At 70.3% G+C, this 17,609-nt stretch carries 9 protein-coding genes; 7 read left to right on the top strand and 2 right to left on the bottom strand.

The genetic code is table 11. The annotated features are described in order from the left end of the window. The first annotated feature begins 122 nt into the window (after nt 1–122). Complete coding sequence (locus QMK28_RS00655; RefSeq protein ID WP_326434922.1) at nt 123–764, top strand: superoxide dismutase; 642 nt, start codon at nt 123–125, stop codon at nt 762–764. Nucleotides 765–986: 222 nt separating this feature from the next. On the opposite strand, the gene QMK28_RS00660 is transcribed toward QMK28_RS00655, so the two are convergent. Then, nucleotides 987–1,673, bottom strand: a complete 687-nt coding sequence (locus QMK28_RS00660) for a DsbA family protein (RefSeq protein WP_326434923.1) — start codon at nt 1,671–1,673, stop codon at nt 987–989. 170 nt (nt 1,674–1,843) lie between these two features. On the opposite strand from QMK28_RS00660, the gene pepN reads away from it, so the two are divergent. Together pepN and QMK28_RS00670 are read left to right on the top strand one after the other, a co-directional pair. Further along, nucleotides 1,844–4,456, top strand: a complete 2,613-nt coding sequence (pepN, locus tag QMK28_RS00665) for an aminopeptidase N (protein ID WP_326434924.1) — start codon at nt 1,844–1,846, stop codon at nt 4,454–4,456. A gap of 153 nt (nt 4,457–4,609) precedes the next feature. Beyond that, entirely contained in the window at nt 4,610–5,710 is a 1,101-nt protein-coding gene (locus QMK28_RS00670) for a hypothetical protein (RefSeq protein WP_326434925.1), read from the top strand. Between the two features lie 98 nt (nt 5,711–5,808). Here the strand turns inward: QMK28_RS00670 and QMK28_RS00675 are convergent, their stop codons facing one another. Continuing rightward, nucleotides 5,809–7,566, bottom strand: coding sequence for a TIGR03767 family metallophosphoesterase (locus tag QMK28_RS00675; RefSeq protein WP_326434926.1), 1,758 nt, complete (start codon nt 7,564–7,566; stop codon nt 5,809–5,811). A 505-nt stretch (nt 7,567–8,071) separates the two neighbouring features. Between QMK28_RS00675 and QMK28_RS00680 the strand changes: the two genes are divergently transcribed. The 4 genes from QMK28_RS00680 (at nt 8,072) to QMK28_RS00695 (ending at nt 17,390) form a co-directional block, all read left to right on the top strand. Further along, complete coding sequence (locus QMK28_RS00680) at nt 8,072–11,374, top strand: S8 family serine peptidase (protein WP_326434927.1); 3,303 nt, start codon at nt 8,072–8,074, stop codon at nt 11,372–11,374. Nucleotides 11,375–11,614: 240 nt separating this feature from the next. After that, entirely contained in the window at nt 11,615–12,046 is a 432-nt protein-coding gene (locus QMK28_RS00685; RefSeq protein WP_326434928.1) for a hypothetical protein, read from the top strand. Beyond that, nucleotides 12,043–12,714: a hypothetical protein gene (locus QMK28_RS00690; protein WP_326434929.1), complete on the top strand. Its 672-nt coding sequence runs from the start codon at nt 12,043–12,045 to the stop codon at nt 12,712–12,714. Before QMK28_RS00685 ends, QMK28_RS00690 begins: the two co-directional genes overlap by 4 nt. Further along, nucleotides 12,714–17,390: a putative T7SS-secreted protein gene (locus tag QMK28_RS00695; RefSeq protein WP_326434930.1), complete on the top strand. Its 4,677-nt coding sequence runs from the start codon at nt 12,714–12,716 to the stop codon at nt 17,388–17,390. Before QMK28_RS00690 ends, QMK28_RS00695 begins: the two co-directional genes overlap by 1 nt. The last annotated feature ends 219 nt before the right edge of the window (nt 17,391–17,609 follow it).

Genomic DNA, 17,609 nt, shown 5'->3' on the forward strand with positions numbered 1-17,609 from the left:
CTTCAGGACCCACCCCGCCTCCGTCTTTTGGCCTAAGCACGGCACTCTTCCTGCTTACGCTGATCTCTTGCTGGTAGCGTTCACCTGCAAGTTAGTTGCAATAAGCAGTCGGAGGGCTCGGCATGGCCATCTACACACTTCCTGAACTTCCGTACGACTACGCGGCTCTGGCTCCGGTCATCAGCCCCGAGATCATCGAACTGCACCACGACAAGCACCACGCGGCTTATGTGAAGGGTGCGAACGACACCCTGGAGCAGCTCGCCGAAGCTCGGGACAAGGACCAGTGGGGCGCGGTCAACGGCCTGGAGAAGAGCCTGGCCTTCCACCTCTCGGGTCATATCCTGCACAGCATTTACTGGCACAACATGACCGGTGACGGCGGCGGCGAGCCGCTGGACAAGGACGGCGTCGGGCAGCTCGCCGACGCGATCGCCGAATCCTTCGGCTCCTTCGCCAAGTTCAAGGCGCAGCTGACCAAGGCGTCCGCCACCACCCAGGGTTCCGGCTGGGGCGTCCTCGCGTACGAGCCGGTCAGCGGTCGGCTCATCGTCGAGCAGATCTACGACCACCAGGGCAACATCGGCCAGGGCAGCGTCCCGATCCTGGTCTTCGACGCCTGGGAGCACGCCTTCTACCTTCAGTACAAGAACCAGAAGGTGGACTTCATCGACGCCATGTGGGGCGTCGTCAACTGGCAGGACGTCGCGGCGCGTTTCACCGCCGCCCAGACCCGGGCGAACACCCTGCTGCTGGCTCCGTAGTCTCCGCAGCCTCCGGAGCCTTTGGGCCGCAGTTCCGGCCGTAGCATCCGGGGCCACCCCCGGACCGGCCGCACCGAGCTCCTGCGAGCGTGATCGTCTTCTCAACCTTCACCTTGCAGGCGGTAGAAGGAAGGCCCCCGCGCGGTCGATTCGCGCGGGGGCCTTCTGCCATGCTCCCTCAGCCGGGTTCAGTCGAGCTGAGCCGGGGATTCGCTCCGCGCCTCAGTCGAAGATCGGCCCCTGCGTGCGGGTGCGCTTGATCTCGTAGAAGCCGGGGGTGCCGGCGACCAGCAGCGTGCCGTCCCACAGCTTCGCGGCGGCCTCGCCCTTGGGCGCCGGGGTGACGACCGGGCCGAAGAAGGCGATCGGCTCGCCCTTCGCGCCGTCCGGTCCCGGCACCGCGATGACCGGGGTGCCGACCTCCTGGCCGACCAGGTCGATGCCCCGCTGGTGCGAGACGCGCAGCTCGGCGTCGTAGGCGTCGCTGTCGGCGGCGTCCGCGAGCTCGGCCGGCAGGCCCGCCTCGGCCAGCGCGGCGACGATCGTCTCGCGGGTCTGGGGCAGGCCCTGGTTGTGGAAGCGGGTGCCCAGCGCGGTGTAGAGCGCGCCGAGGACTTCGCTGCCGAACTTCAGTTCGGCCGCTATGCAGACCCGCACCGATCCCCAGGCGGTGGTGCGCAGCATCTCCTGGTACTCGGGCGGCAGATCATCGATCTTGTCCTCGTTGAGCACGGCCAGGCTCATCACATGCCAGCGGACCTCGACCGGCCGGACCTTCTCGACTTCGAGCATCCAGCGCGAGGTCATCCAGGCCCAGGGGCACAGCGGGTCGAACCAGAAATCGGCCGGAGTCCTGGCGCTCTGATCGGCTGACTGCGCGGGCGTCCGCGCGGTGGACTGCTCGGTCACGGTGTCTCCTCATGAGAACGGGACAAGAACGGGCCGAAAGGCCCGGCCGGTGGTCGTGACTGCTGGAACGCGGACGGACACGGCGGCCATTCCCCCCACTGCGCGCGGACATCGCCGCGTGCCATGATTCACAACGTTCGAAATATGAGACGAAGACGAGGAGTCCCGTCGTGCCCGGTGAGAACCTGACCCGAGACGAGGCCCGTGCGCGGGCCCAGCTGCTGGCCGTCGACGGGTACGACGTGGTGCTCGACCTGCGGTCCGCCGTCGGCCCCGCCGACGGCCCCGAGCCGCGGACCTTCCGGTCCACCACCACGATCCGCTTCCGCTGCGCCGAGCCCGGCGCCCGTACCTTCGCCGACCTGATCGCGCCGTCGGTGACCTCGGTCGTGCTCAATGGCCGGGTGCTGGCCCCCGCGGCCGTCTTCGACGGCAACCGGATCGCGCTCGACCGGCTGCAGAGCGAGAACATCCTGACGGTGGACGCGCAGTGCGCGTACAGCCGGACCGGCGAGGGACTGCACCGCTTCGCCGACCCGGAGGACGGCGAGGTCTACCTCTACACGCAGTACGAGCCGGCCGACGCCCGGCGCGTCTTCGCCAACTTCGAGCAGCCGGACCTCAAGGCCCCCTTCACCTTCGCGGTGACCGCGCCCGCGGGCTGGACAGTGCTGAGCAACGCCGAGCGCACGGGCGAGCCCGCACCCGTCAAGAGCGACTCCGGGGCCACCGCCACCTGGCGGTTCGCGCCGACCAAGCCGATCTCGACGTACATCACGGCCGTCGTCGCCGGGCCGTACCACTACGAGAGCGAGCTCTACAGCCGCACCTTCGAGGACGGTGCGAAGCTGGAGATCCCGCTCGGCGCGCTCTGCCGCAAGGGGCTCGCCAGGCACTTCGACGCGGCCGACATCTTCACCGTCACCAAGCAGGGCCTGGACTTCTTCCACGACAACTTCGACTACCCGTACCCCTTCGGGAAGTACGACCAGGCGTTCGTGCCGGAGTACAACATCGGCGCGATGGAGAACCCCGGCTGTGTCACCTTCCGCGAGGAGTTCGTCTTCCGCGGCAAGGTGACCCAGGCCTCCTACGAGGGCCGGGCGAACGTCATCCTGCACGAGATGGCGCACATGTGGTTCGGCGACCTCGTCACCATGGAGTGGTGGGACGACCTGTGGCTCAAGGAGTCCTTCGCCGACTTCATGGGGGCCTTCTCGCTGGTCGAGGCGACCCGTTTCAAGGACGGCTGGATCACCTTCGCCAACCGCCGCAAGTCCTGGGCGTACCGGGCCGACCAGCTCCCCTCGACGCACCCGGTCACCGCCGACATCGGGGACCTGGAGGACGCCAAGCTCAACTTCGACGGGATCACCTACGCCAAGGGCGCGTCCGTGCTCAAGCAACTGGTGGCCTACGTCGGCCGGGACGCCTTCCTGGAGGGGGCCCGGCGCTACTTCAAGCGGCACGCCTACGGGAACACCCGGCTGGAGCACCTGCTGGAGGTGCTGGAGGAGACCTCCGGCCGCGACATGAGCCAGTGGTCCCGGTCCTGGCTGCAGACCGCCGGCGTCAACTCCCTCACCCCGCAGGCGACTTACGACGCGAGCGGGCGGATCACCGAACTGGCCGTCCTCCAGGAGGCCGTCCCCTCGCACCCGACGCTGCGTCCGCACCGGATCGCGGTGGGCCTCTACCGGCGGCAGCAGGCCGACGGCGCGCTGGTCCGCTACGCGCGAGCCGAGGCCGACGTCGCCGGCCCCCGTACGGTCGTGTCCGAGCTGGCCGGGGCCGAGCGGCCCGACCTGATCCTGGTCAACGACGACGACCTGACGTACTGCAAGATCCGCTTCGACGAGGTGTCGCTCGACACCCTGCGCAAGCACCTCGGCGAGCTCACCGACCCGCTGGCGCGCGCGCTGTGCTGGTCCGCGCTGTGGAACCTCACCCGGGACGCTCTGATGCCCGCCCGCGACTTCCTGGATCTGGTGCTGCGCTTCGCCGGGCGCGAGAGCGACATCGGCGTGCTCCAGATGCTGCACGCCTGGGTCCGCTCCGCGCTGGTGCACTACGCGGCACCCGACCGGCGCGAGCAGGGCGCCGAGGCGCTCGCCGAGGGTGCGCTGCGCGAGCTGCGGCTCGCCGATCCGGGCAGCGGGCATCAGCTGGCCTGGGCGCGCTTCTTCGCCTCGGTCGCGGTGCGCGACGCCGATTTCCAGCTCGCGCGCGGGCTGCTGGACGGCTCCGCCAGGATCGACGGCCTCGACGTCGACCAGGAGCTGCGCTGGACCTTCCTGGAGCCGCTCGCCGCGCACGGCGTCGCCGACGAGGCCGCCATCGCGGCGGAACTCACGCGCGACAACACCGCCTCGGGCAAGCGCCACCAGGTGCGCGCTCTGGCCGCCCGGCCCTCGGCGGCGGTCAAGGCCGCGGCCTGGGACGACGTGGTCGGCTCCGACGCCCTGTCGAACGCGCTGGTGGAAGCCACCATCTCGGGCTTCGACCAGCCGAGCCAGCGGGAACTGCTGGAGCCGTACGGGCAGAAGTACTTCGCGGTGATCGAGCAGGTGTGGCGGGACCGCTCCATCGAGATCGCGATGGCCGTGGTCAGGGGGCTGTTCCCGATGCTCCAGGGCGACCGCCGGACGCTGGACGCGGCGGACGCGTGGCTCGGCGGCCACCTTGAGGCGGCGCCCGCGCTGCGCCGGCTGGTGCTGGAGGCCCGCGACGACCTGGCCCGCGCGCTGCGCGGACAGGCCTGCGACGAGGCCGCGGGGAAGTAGCGGAGCGGTTGGTTCGGGCGGGGCGCGGGCGGGCAGGCCCCGCGCGCGTCCTCGGTCATCGAACGTCCGTACTTTAGGGCGAGGTTGTCCTGGTTTGCCGACGACTGTGTAACAGCGGTTAGGGAGGGGGGCGGCAGCGGGCATCGGGCGGTCATGAATCACGACACACCCGTCTCCCCCCGCCCCCTCCGTCACCTCGCCGACGCGCAGCGCCGGGTGCTGACCGCGCATCAGCTGCGCGAGCACGGCGTCGCCGCCGCGACCGTCGCCGAGCGCTGCCGCCCCGGCGGCCTGTGGCAGCAGGTCCTGCCGGGCGTCTATCTGCTGCACGCCGGCCCGCCGACGGACGAGGAGCGCCTGCACGCGGCGCTGCTCTACGCCGGGCGGCCGGTCGCCGTCCGGGGCGCGCGCCCCACCGCCGTACCGGAGCAGGCGTGCCCGCTGCGCGCCGGAGCGAACGGCTGGCCGCAGGGCGCGCGGGCGACCGTTCCCGCCCCCGGCGATCCGTACGGCGAGGCCATGATCACCGGCCTGGCGGCGCTCGCCCTGCACCGCTTCTCGTCCGCGCCCCCGCTGCACGCCCTCGACCGGATCGACGTGCTGGTCCCGCGCACCCGCCGGCTGCGCTCCACCGCCCTGGTGCGCCTGGTCCGCGCGCCCGCGCTCCCCCTCCCGGCCACCATCGACGAGGTGCCCGTCGCCCCCGCGCCGCGCGCGCTCGCGGACGCCCTCGCGCAGCTCGCCGACGCCTCGGTGGTGCGCCGGCTGCTCACCGAGGCGGTGCGCGGCGGGCACTGCGAGCCGGCCGCCGTCGTACGGGCGCTCAGCCAGGCCCGGCTGCTGTCCCGGCCGCACGTCATCGACGCCGTGGACAGCCTGCTCGCGGAGGGCCTGGCCATCGCGGAGGGGCGGCTGTACGAGCTGGTGCGCGAGCACGGGCTGCCCGAGCCGGTGTGGAACGTGGACCTGCGGCTGCCCGGCGGCCCCTACCTCGGCGGCCTGGACGCCTACTGGCCGGACCAGGCCGTGGCCGTCGAGATCGACGCCCGCACGCCCCGCCAGGACGAGGACGTCCTCTGGTCGGAGTACGCCCGCAAGCGCGAGCACCTGGAGCGGCTCGGCGTCACCGTCGTGCACGTCACGCCCAAGAAGCTGCGCGAGGCCGCCGAGCAGCAGGCCACGGTGATCCGCACCGCGCTGATCGCCTCGGCGGAGCGGGAGCCGGCCGCGTATCTGGTCGTGCTGCCGCGGTGAGGGCGGGCGGGCCTTTGCCGCCGCCCCGCGCGTCGCCTCCGCCGCTGCCCCGTACGTCGCCGCCCCGTACGTCGCCGCCCCATGCGTCGCCTCCCCGGTCAGCGCCGCAGCAGCAGCAGCTCCGTGTTGCGGTCCCCCGCCGTGCCCGAGAGTTCGGTGCGGGCGCCCGCCGCGTTGAAGGACAGTTCGCGGTAGAGGGCGGCCAGGCCGGTCTGCGAGAGGTCGGCGAAGTCCGTGCGGTGCGGGGCGGCGGACTCGATGAGCGTGGTGAACAGGGACAGCGTCCCGTCGTGGTTGTCGACCAGCTCGATGACGCGGGCGAGCTGCGGGAAGTCGATGTGCGAGGCGGTCGAGATCTCCCAGAAGGCGCCGTGCGGGGTGATCGCGTTCTTGTGGCTGTGGCCGTTGATCCAGGCCGCCACATTGCGGTGCCGCCCCAGCAGCGCGACGAGTTCGTCGCCGCCGTGCCGCCGCTCCCCCGGGCGGGCCGGGTCGGGGCGCAGGTTGCGCATGGACTTGGCGGTGTGGTGGCTGAAGACGAGAACGTGCTCGTCCTTGTGGTCCTTCAGGGTCCGCTCCAGCCAGCGGAGCTGGCCGGTGCCGAGCGAGCCCTCGTAGTGGCCGGCGGAGTCGGTGGTGTCGAGGCTGACGCCGATCACGTCGCGCGCGATGCGGAACGAGTAGTGCAGGTGGTCGTCGGCGAGGTTGGCGGCCGTGTAGCCGTGGCCGACCGGGCCGGGGCCGGTCTGCCGCGGGTCGAGGTGCGCCTGGAGGTACTGGCGCGGGGTGAAGGGCGCCCGGCGCGGGTCGGGGGTCACCTCGCGCATCGACTTCGTCCGGCCGCGCAACAGCTCCGCGAAGAGCTTGCCCTTGGGGTCGCCGCCCCGCTTCACCGTCTTCCAGAGCGCGGCTCCCTCGGCCTCGGGGAGCTGTTCGAGCTTGCGCCCGCCGACCGCGAAGTCCGCGAAGAAGCCGCCCGCCGCGTAGCAGCCGCCGGGCAGGCTGTCGTGGTTGCCGGCGGTCGAGTACCAGGGCACCGTCAGGCCGGGGCTGTTGACGGTGGATATCGCGGCGGCGAGGTAGCCGTCGAGCCGCGGGAAGCCGCGGCGCTTGTCGGCGTCGCGTACGGCGGCGTCGGGCTGCCAGTAGAGCGGCAGGCCGCTGTTCTGCACGCCTTCGTAGCGGCGCGGGTCTCCGGTGTTGGGGGTGATCCGGCCGCCGTTCATCACGCCGAGGAACCAGTCCAGCTCGGCCTGCGAGTTGTTGTCGGTGTTGTCGCCCGTGGTCATGACGAAGGAGAGCGGCAGGCCGGTCACCGGGCCGCCGCTCAGCCCGTTGACCCGTTCGACGAGCGAGGCGGCCCCGGCGACGGACAGCGCCTCCTGGGGCCGCCAGGCGCTCGCCGTGGAGGAGCGCAGGTACTCGTAGCGCAGCGGGTGCTGCACATCGACGATGTGCAGATCGGTGAACTGCGTGAAGGCCGCCAGCGCGGTGCGCCGCTCGGTACGGCCCGCCTTCGCCGCCGCCAGCTCGGTCCGTACGGCACGGGGCCAGGCCGGCCCGTCGCCCAGCCTGCGGTAGCCGCCGGCGCTGCCGCGTGGCGTGGCGACCGTACGCAGGGTGGTGCCGGCCCGCGAGGGAGCGACCGGCGCGGCGGGCGCGGTGAGGGCGACTCCCTGGGCGGCGGCGCGCGCGGCGGCGGCCCCGTTGACCGGCTGGGACGCGGTGGCGGACCCGCCGCCAGGACCGAAAGCCAGCCCGAGCCCGGCTGCGACGCCGGCCCCGCCCGCGGCTGCGATGAAGGAGCGTCGGTTGAGGTGGGCGGCGGCTGGGCGGGTGCGGGCCGTACGGGCCATGCGGGATCTCCCCGAGTGCGAACGCGGTAGCGGCAGGACAGCAGCGCTGTCCGTCACTGGGGATGGTTGGCACCGGGGGTGGCCTGCGCTCTAACGAGACGGGAACGCCTGACGCCGTTCTCCGCAACTGGATCACCGCACCGCGAACGGCCATCCGGTCATGGCCAAGTCATGTCCCGATGGAGCGCTGCCGCTCACTTCGTGTTCATCCGCGAGGGAAGGGGGGTGGCTGTGGGGCGGTCGAGGGGGCGCGCGCCGCACCCGCACGCGCCCGCGCTCGCCGCACCCCTCACGCCCGCGCTCACCACGCCGCGAGCCGTCGCACCCCGGCTCCGGTCACCGCCACCGCGACACCGCTTCGTCCCCTTACAACCGCTATGCCCGCACTGGCGGGTGGCGGGTTTACGCCATCCCTACATTGCGTCTCCACCAACTCTCCCCAAACATCCACCCCTTGGACAAAGGTGATCGGACTATCGGCTCCGTATTCCGAACAAGGGTGCCCATGTCATCTGAATCCATATCCGGGTCCGTATCCGGCCCGAGACGCGTGGCGCGGATCGCGCTCGCCGCCGGTCTGGTGGCCGCGCTCTCCGCGGCCGGTGCCGCTCCGGTGCTCGCCGCGGACGACGACCCCGCGCCCGCTCCGCTGAAGAAGTCGGCCGGCAAGCTCGGTTCGGCCGACGCGACGCTGCTCGCCGAGGCGAAGGCCGACGGCGACAAGAACGTCACGATGATGATCGCGACCGCGCCGGGCGCCACCGAGCAGGTCGCCGACCGCCTCGACGCCGTCAAGGGCGCGTCGGTGGGCCGTACGTACGACAAGCTCGGCTACGTACGCGCCACCGTGCCCACCGGCAGGGCCGAGGCCGCCATCGCGCAGGCCCAGAAGCTCTCCTCGGTGCACGGCATCGATCTCAAGCAGGAGATCAAGCTCCCGGACCCGACGCCGGGCGCGGACCGGGCCAAGGGCGCCAAGACCGGTGAGCGCGGTTCGTACCCCGCGCCCGGCAAGGACACCCCCGCGAAGAACCCGTACCAGCCGTCCTTCGAGACCGGCGCGGTGGACTTCGTCAAGGACCACCCGAAGGCGGACGGCCGCGGGGTGACCATCGGCATCCTCGACTCCGGCATCGACCTCGGCCACCCGGCGCTGGCCAGGACCAGCACCGGCGAGCGCAAGATCACCGACTGGGTGACGGCGACCGACCCCATCGTGGACGCGGACGCGACCTGGCGGGCGATGACCAACGCCGTCTCCGGTCCCAGCTTCGGCTTCAACGGGCGTACGTACACCGCGCCGGCCGGCTCCTACCAGGTGAGCCTGTTCCGGGAGAGCGCGACGACCGGCGGCGACATGAAGGGCGACCTCAACCGGGACGGCGACACCACCGACTCGTGGGCCCTGCTGTACGACGCCGCCAAGGGCACCGTGCGCGTCGACATCGACGACAACGGCGACTTCGGCAACGACGAGGAGATGTCCCCGTACAAGGACAAGTTCCAGGTCGGGCACTTCGGCAAGGACAACCCGAGCACCCCGATCTCCGAGGAGATCCCGTTCGTCGTGGAGGTCCGCAAGGACGTCCCGATGGACCCGTACGGCGGTGACTGGGTCGGCAAGAAGGCCGACTTCGTCAACATCGGCGTGATCGAGTCCGAGCACGGCACGCACGTCGCGGGCATCACGGCCGCCAACGGCCTGTTCGGCGGCAAGATGAACGGTGCCGCCCCCGGCGCGAAGCTCGTCTCCTCGCGCGCCTGCACCTGGAGCGGCGGCTGCACCAACGTCGCGCTTACCGAGGGCATGATGGACCTGGTGGTGAACCGCGGCGTCGACATCGTCAACATGTCGATCGGCGGCCTGCCGGCGCTCAACGACGGCAACAACGCCCGCTCGGAGCTGTACAACCGGCTCATCGACGACTACGGCGTCCAGCTCGTCATCTCCGCGGGCAACAGCGGCCCCGGCGTCAACACCATCGGCGACCCGGCCGTCGCCGGCAAGGTGATCAGCGTCGGCGCGTCGATCTCCCAGGAGACCTGGGCGGCCAACTACGGCTCGCAGGTGACCAAGAAGTACTCGATGCTGCCCTTCTCCTCGCGCGGCCCGCGTGAGGACGGCGGCTTCGCGCCGACCATCACCGCCCCCGGCGCGTCAATCAACACCATCCCGACCTGGGAGCCCGGCGGCCCGGTCGCCGAGGCCGGCTACCAGCTGCCGCCCGGCTACGCGATGCTGCAGGGCACCTCGATGGCGTCCCCGCAGGCCGCCGGCGCGGCCACGCTGCTGCTGTCCGCCGCCAAGCAGAAGAACCTCGACCTGAACCCGGCCGACCTGCGCACCGCGCTCAACAGCACCGCGACGAACATCAGCGGCATGAAGGCGCACGAGCAGGGCTCCGGCCTGATGAACATCAAGCGCGCCTGGGCCGCGATCCGCGACGGCGCGACCGCTCACCGGTACACCGTCAAGGCCCCGGTGAACACCGCGCTCTCCGACAAGCTCAAGACCCCGGGCTTCGGCACCGGCGTCTACGACCGCGAGGGCGGCCTCAAGGCCGGCAAGTCGCGTACGTACGACGTCACCGTCACCCGCACCACCGGCCCGGACCGCGCCGTGCGGCACCAGCTGAAGTGGCGCAACAACGACGGCGCCTTCCGGCTCTCGGGCTACGACGAGGTCAGCCTGCGGCTGAACAAGCCGGTCACCGTCCAGGTCGTGGCCAAGCCCGCCACCGCCGGCTTCCACAGCGCGATCCTGACCCTCGACGACGAGGACACCACCGGCGTCGACCAGCAGATCATGACCTCGGTCGCCGTCGCCGACCCGCTGGCCAAGCCGGCGTACGAGCTGAAGAAGTCCGGCTCGGTGCAGCGCAACAGCACGACGTCCTACTTCGTGACGGTGCCGCAGGGCGCGAAGTCCCTTGAGGTCGCCATGAGCGGCCTGAAGGACAAGAGCCAGACCCGCTGGATCGCGATCAGCCCCTACGGTGTCCCGGCTGACCCGACCTCCACCATCAACTGCTACCCGGACTACCCCAACCCGGCGAACACCTGCCGTCCGGACCAGCGCTCGTACGCGGACCCGATCCCCGGCGTCTGGGAGATCGAAGTCGAGTCCCGGCGCACCTCGCCGCTGCTCGACAACCCGTACACGGTCGCGGCGACCGCCCTGGGCACCACCTTCGACCCGGCCGTGCAGACCGTGGCCGAGGCCAAGGTCGGCGTCCCCGCCCCGGTCGAGTGGACGGCCGCCAACGGCTTCGCCCCGATCGACGGCAAGCTCAAGGGCGCCGAGCTGGGCTCCGCCAAGAACACCCGTCCCACCATCGCGGAGGGCGATTCGCAGCAGACCACGGTCGTCCTCGGTGAGGGCGTCTCCCGCCTCGACGTCGCGATCGGCTCGACTTCCGACGCGGCGGCCGACCTCGACCTGAGCGTCTCCCTGAACGGCGCGGTCGTCGGCTCCTCCGCCGACGGCGACTCCGAGGAAGCCGTCACCCTGCCCAAGCCGAAGGCCGGTACGTACACGATCACCGTGGACGGCTACTCGGTCCCCTCCGGCAACACCGAGTACGACTACGCGGACGTCTACTTCGCGCCGTCGCTCGGCGAGGTCAAGGTCGACGAGTCGAAGGCCGTCAAGCTGGCCAACGGCGCCTCGACCAAGGTCCAGGCCGAGGTCATCGTGGCCGGCGCGGCCCCCGAGGGCCGCGAGTTCCTCGGCGAGGTCAGCCTGCTCAACGGCCGTGGCACGGTCACGGGCGGTGGCAGCGTGCGGATCGAGAAGGTCGTCGGCTGAGGCTCGATGCTCGATGACAGCTTCGACTGAAGCGAACTGAGTTACGCGGGGCGGGTGCTGAGCAAAGCACCCGCCCCGCAGGCGTGTTCGGCAGCGGCGTTCCCGCGATGGCGACGGGAACGGGGGCCGGACCCCGCGAATGCGAAGCCGCTCAGCCCGGCCGCACAGCCCCGTCCGGGAAGCCGTGCGGGCGTGTCGTACGGTGCTGATGGCGTCGAGGGGAAAGCGGGGGCAGCCGAGATGGATTTGCCTGAGGAAATATTGGCCATGCGAGCCGGGGCGGGTGATCCGGCTGCGCTGGTCGGCGAGTTCCGGCGTACGGCAGTGCTGGTGCCGGTCGCCGACGGCGGGCTGATGTCGGGCCATTTCGGCGGAGTCCGCTGGCTCTACGCCTTCACCGACGAGGCGGCCCTCGCGCGCTTCGCGCTGGCGCGCGGCGCGGCGGCCACCGAGGAGTGGGAGTACCGGGCGGTGTTGGGCGCGCGGCTGCTGGACGCCGTGGTCCCCGCGCTGGAGGGCCCGGCGGGGGTGGCGGTCGATGTCGCCGACCCGGAGAGTTCGATGCTGTTTCCGCCGGTGCGGGGCATCGTGCCGGACGCGGTCGCGGTGGACGGCGTCGTGGATGCGCGTGCGTATGCGCATACGGGTGCGGGTGCGGGTGTTGCGCTGTGAGCGACGGCGGTGGCGCGGATCTGGGGATCGACCAGGCGTCGTTGAAGCAGATCACCGAAGGCTTGCGGGGTGCGATCCACGAGCTGAAAGGGATCGGGACGGCCTCCGGGGCGGTGATGGGCGCGGGGTTCGAGGAACTGTCCCTGACCGGAATGGAGGCCGGGCACAGCGGCCTCGCGGGTGACTTCGAGGGCTTCTGCGAGCGCTGGGAGTGGGGCGTGCGGGCGCTGATCCAGGACGCCAATCAGCTGGCGGAGCGTACGGGCATCGCGGCGGGGATGCTCTGGGAAGAGGACCAGTACGCGCAGGGCACGTTCAAGGTGGCGGCCAACGCGGTGGCCGGGAATCCGCACCTGGCCGAGGACGACGTGGAGAAGAAGGGCTGGGGGGAGTTGTTCTCCACCGACACCTACGCGCCGGACTACAGCGCGAAATCCTTCGAGCAGGCGCAAACGGACATCACGCAGAACTGGAAGGACAGCGGGCGGACGTGGTCCACGAACGGGGTGATCGGCGATCAACAACAACAGGTGATGGACGGGGTGGGGGTCAACGAGAAGGGGCGGGAGCTGTTGCTGAACGAAACGTTCGGGCCCTCCCCGGAGGAGCGAGCCGAGGCCGCTCAGCGGCAACAGCAACAGGGACCGTCGGCCGGGAGTGAGGGCTGATGGGCTGGGACCTGATTCCCGACGTCGTCGAGGACACGGTCGAGGACGGCGTGGAGAAGCTCGGCGAGGGCGTCGACTGGGCCGGGGACCAGACCGCGGACGGGCTGGACAACGTCGGTCTGGGAGGCGGCGCGGACTGGGTCCGGGAGAAGAGCGACTCGGCTGCGAACTACCTGGGCGCGGACGTGGCCGAGATGGAGCTGGGCCGGACCGAGAACCCGAAGAAACTCATCTACGGCAGCGTCGCCAGGATCAAGTCCACGACCTCGCATCTCAAGGACTTCCAGAAGTCGTTCGACCAGGTCGGGCGGGGGCTGAAGGGCGTGGATTCGAGCCGGTGGAAGGGACAGGCGGCGGACGCGTTCCGGGAGAAAGTCGCCGTCGAGCCGAAGAAGTGGTTCAAAGCCGCGGACGCGTTCGAGAAGGCCTCCGACGCGATGGAGCGCTTCAGCGAGACCCTGGCGTGGGCGCAGCAGCAGGCGCAGGAGGCCATCGACGCATACAAGAAGGCCCAGGAGGCGTCGGAGAAGGCCCGCGCCGCGCACAACGCCGCGGTAGCCGAGTACAACACGTCGGCCGAGTCGTACAACGCGTCCGCCGCCGAGGGCAAGGAACCGGGAACGAAGCCGGTGAAGCCTGGAGAGTTCTCCGATCCCGGTACGGCCGGGTTGAAGGCGGCGCAGGGCACGTTGGACGAAGCGCGCCGGCAGCGCGACGAGGCGGCGGAGTCGGCGCGTAAGGCGGTCCGGTCGGCCCGGGACGCGGCGCCGGACAAGCCCTCGTACGGTGAGCAGTTCGAGGACGGGCTGACAGGTCTGCAACTGTCGGGGAACCACATCGTCGGCGGCGTCGTCAAGGGCACCGCGGGCATGGTCGGATTCGCGCGCAGCGTCAATCCCATCGACCCGTACAACCTCACGCATCCGGCCGAGTACGCGACGAGCTTGAACAGCACCGTCACGGGACTCGTGACGATGGTCAACGACCCGGTCACCGCGGGCAAGACGATGCTCAGCGGGTTCGCGAGGGACCCGGGAGAGGGCATCGGCAAATTTCTCCCCGAGCTTTTCGGTTCCAAGGGCCTGGGCAGTGCCAGGAGGCTCGCCGATGCGGCCCGGCACCTACCCGAGGGGCACAAACCACCTAAAAGCCCCGGTCGTGCGGGCGCGAACGAAGGCGGCCCCGGAGCGCAAGACAGGCAGGACTGCAAGAGGACGTGCGGTGGCACCGACCCCGTCGACCTGTCGACCGGAAAGATGTACCTGCCGCAGACCGACGTGGCCCTGCCCGGCGCACTGCCGTTGGTGTTCTCGCGTCGGGTGGAGTCCGGATACGCGGCGGGCCGCTGGTTCGGCCCGTCCTGGTCGAGCACGGCCGACCAGCGGCTGGAGATCGACGCGGAGGGCGTCGTTCTCATCAGCGAGGACGGCCTGCTGCTGGCCTACCCACACCCGGCACCGGACGTCCCGACACTCCCGGAGACCGGCCCACGCTGGCCGCTGGAGCGGGACGCGAACGGCGACTACACACTCAGCGACCCAGACACCGGCCACGTCCGGCACTTCACCGGGCCGAGCGGCGCAGAGGGCAACGGTGCTGACGGCATCGCGCGCCTGGAGCAGATATCCGACCGCAACGGCCACTGGATCACCTTCGAATACGACCCCGAAAGCGACCCCGAAGGCGCTCCGACCGGCATCGTCCACAGCTGCGGCTACCACCTCAAACTCTCCACCGCCAACGGCCGGATCACCGCCCTGCACCTCACGGGCGGGGCGTCGGACGGCAGCGACCAGGAGCTGATCCGCTACGACTACAGCGCCGACGGCGACCTGACCGAGGTCATCAACTCCAGCGGCCTGCCGCTGCGCTTCGAGTACGACGACGAGCACCGGGTCATCTCCTGGACCGACACCAACGACCGCCGCTACGACTATGTCTACGACAACCGGGACCGCTGCGTCGCCGAGGGCGGCACCGAGGGTCACATCTCGGTGCGCATCGACTACGACAGCACCGACCCGGCGACCGGCCACCGCGTCACGAACGTCACCACCACCGCCGGCGGTCACACCACCCGCTACCTGTTCAACGCCCTGCGCCAGGTCGTCGCCGTGACGGACCCGCTGGGAAACACGGTCCGCACCGAACACGACCGCTACGACCGGCTGCTGTCCCGCACCGACGCCCTGGGCCGTACGACCGCTTTCGCGTACGACGCGGACGGCCGCCTCTCCACCGTCACCCGCCCGGACGGCCACGAGTCCACCGCCGCCTACGACAGCCTCGGCCACCCGACCACCATCACCGAGGTGGACGGCAGCGTCTGGCAACAGGAGTACGACGAACGCGGCAACCACACCGCCGTCACCGACCCGGCCGGCCACACCACCCGCTACGCCTACAACGACCACGGCCACCTGACGACCGTCACCAACGCCCTGGCCGAAACCCTCCACGTCCACTGCGACCCGGCGGGCCTGCCCCTCCGAATCACCGACCCCCTCGGCGCGACCACCACCTACACCCGCGACCGCTTCGGCCGCCCCACCACCATCACCGACCCGGTGGGCGCCATGACCCGCATGGACTGGACGGTCGAGGGCAAACCGGCTCGCCGCACAGACCCGGACGGCGCGGAGCAGACCTGGACGTACGACGGCGAAGGCAACTGCACGACCCACACCGACGCCAACGGCAGCACCTCACACTTCGAATACACCCACTTCGACCAACTGGCCGCACAGACCGGCCCGGACGGAGTGCGCTATGAGTTCACCCACGACACCGAGCTGCGCCTCACCCAGGTCACCAACCCGCAGAACCTGACCTGGACCTACACCTACGACCCGGCCGGCCGCCTCACCGCCGAAACCGACTTCGACGACCGCACCCAGACCTACCAGCACGACCCCACCGGCCGTCTCATTTCCCGCACCAACCCGCTCGGCCAGACCATCCGCTACGAGCACGACGCGCTGGGCCGCATCGTGCGCAAGGACGCGGACGACCGGATCACCACCTTCGAACACGACCTCGCCGGCCGCCTGCTCCGCACGGCCAACCCGGACGCCGACATCCGCTACCACCGCGACCGGATGGGCCGCGTCAAGTCGGAAACCGTCAACGACCACGTCATGAGCCACACCTACGACCCGCTGGGCCGCCGCACCCGCCGCATCACCCCCCCCGGAGCGAAATCGACGTTCGGCTACGACACGGCAGGCCGCCGCACCACCCTGACCACCGCCGGCCGGACGATCGCCTTCGCCCACGACGCGGCAGGCCGGGAAACCACCCGCCACATCGGCGACACCCTCACCCTCGACCAGACCTGGGACGCGGCGAGCCGCCTGACCGCCCAGACCCTGACGAGCACCCCGACCGCCCCGGCCGCCCCGACTGCCCGGACCGTCCAGCACCGCGCGTACACCTACCGGGCCGACGGCCACCTCACCGGCCTGGACGACCAACTCTCCGGCGCCCGCACCTTCGACGTCGACGCGGCGGGCCGGGTCACCGCCGTCCACGCCCGGGGCTGGACGGAGAGCTACGCCTACGACGACGCCGGCAACCAGACCCACGCCACCTGGCCCGACCAACACGCCTCACCCGACGCCCGAGGCGACCGCACCTACACCGGCACCCGCATCACCCGCGCCGGCGCGATCCGCTACCAACACGACGCCGCGGGCCGCCTCACCCAACGCCAGAAAACCCGCCTCTCCAAAAAACCCGACACCTGGCACTACACCTGGGACGCCGAAGACCACCTCACCGCGGTCACCACCCCCGACGGCACCACCTGGCGCTACCTCTACGACCCGCTGGGCCGCCGCACCGCCAAACACCGCCTCGCCCCGGACGGCTCGATAGCGGAACAGACCGACTTCACCTGGGACGGCACCACCCTCACCGAACAAACCACCCACTCCCCCACCACCCCCAACCCCGTCACCCTCACCTGGGACCACAACGGCCTGCGCCCGCTGGCCCAGACGGAACGCATCCTCTCGGCGGACGTACCGCAGGAGGTGATCGACGAACGCTTCTTCGCGATCGTCACCGACCTCATCGGCACGCCAAGCGAACTCATCGACGAGTCGGGCAGCATCGCCTGGCGCACACGCAGCACGCTATGGGGCACGACGACATGGGCAGCTGCCAGCACGACTTACACCCCACTGCGCTTCCCGGGCCAGTACTTCGACCCCGAAACCGGCCTCCACTACAACTTCCACCGTTACTACGATCCTGAGACCGCTCGGTACGCCACCATCGACCCTCTGGGTCTAGCACCGGCTGCCAACCCCGCCACTTACATCCACAACCCGCACACCTGGACCGACCCGCTCGGGCTTGGGCCGTGCATCGGGGAACCTGATCCTGCGAGCCAGGGCGGCAATCTCAGCATGCTGGCCGACAAGATCGCTGCACACGGAGACATCAACAATCGCGGGATCCCAGGCGTGGATGACCTGGACGTCCCGGAACACCTGGAAGATCTGATGACCAACGCTCCCGGAATCAAGATGCGGGATACCCCGAGCGGAACACCCCGATGGACCTGGTGGGATGACACTTCGGGGACCATGCTGATCAGAGAGGGAAGCAACGGGACATTTATGCAACCGGGTTCCGGTTACGAATATTTCCTGAAACAATTGAGAGAGTAGATTAAAATGTGCGCAAGAAGGCAACCACAGGAAACTCCGGACACAGAAGCGACATGGTCCGTATTGTCGCAGCATGTTCTTGAAAGCATTCAGCAGCGCGACGCAACTCGATTGGCTGTCGAAGTCTCCAGAATCTCACCAAAATTTCATGATCGAATCACAGAGCCCGTCTATTCGGTTAAGAGTATGTTCAAGTACTGGGAGCGACTTATTCGGAGG

It is taken from the genome of Streptomyces sp. H27-D2, from assembly GCF_035828615.1.
GTDB lineage: Bacteria > Actinomycetota > Actinomycetes > Streptomycetales > Streptomycetaceae > Streptomyces.

Bases quoted from the DNA above. Each gene is read 5' to 3' on its own strand.
- QMK28_RS00675 (WP_326434926.1), bottom strand. From the start codon at position 7,566: ATGGCCCGTACGGCCCGCACCCGCCCAGCCGCCGCCCACCTCAACCGA.
- QMK28_RS00655 (WP_326434922.1), top strand. From the start codon at position 123: ATGGCCATCTACACACTTCCTGAACTTCCGTACGACTACGCGGCTCTG.
- QMK28_RS00695 (WP_326434930.1), top strand. From the start codon at position 12,714: ATGGGCTGGGACCTGATTCCCGACGTCGTCGAGGACACGGTCGAGGAC.
- QMK28_RS00680 (WP_326434927.1), top strand. From the start codon at position 8,072: ATGTCATCTGAATCCATATCCGGGTCCGTATCCGGCCCGAGACGCGTG.
- QMK28_RS00685 (WP_326434928.1), top strand. From the start codon at position 11,615: ATGGATTTGCCTGAGGAAATATTGGCCATGCGAGCCGGGGCGGGTGAT.
- QMK28_RS00670 (WP_326434925.1), top strand. From the start codon at position 4,610: ATGAATCACGACACACCCGTCTCCCCCCGCCCCCTCCGTCACCTCGCC.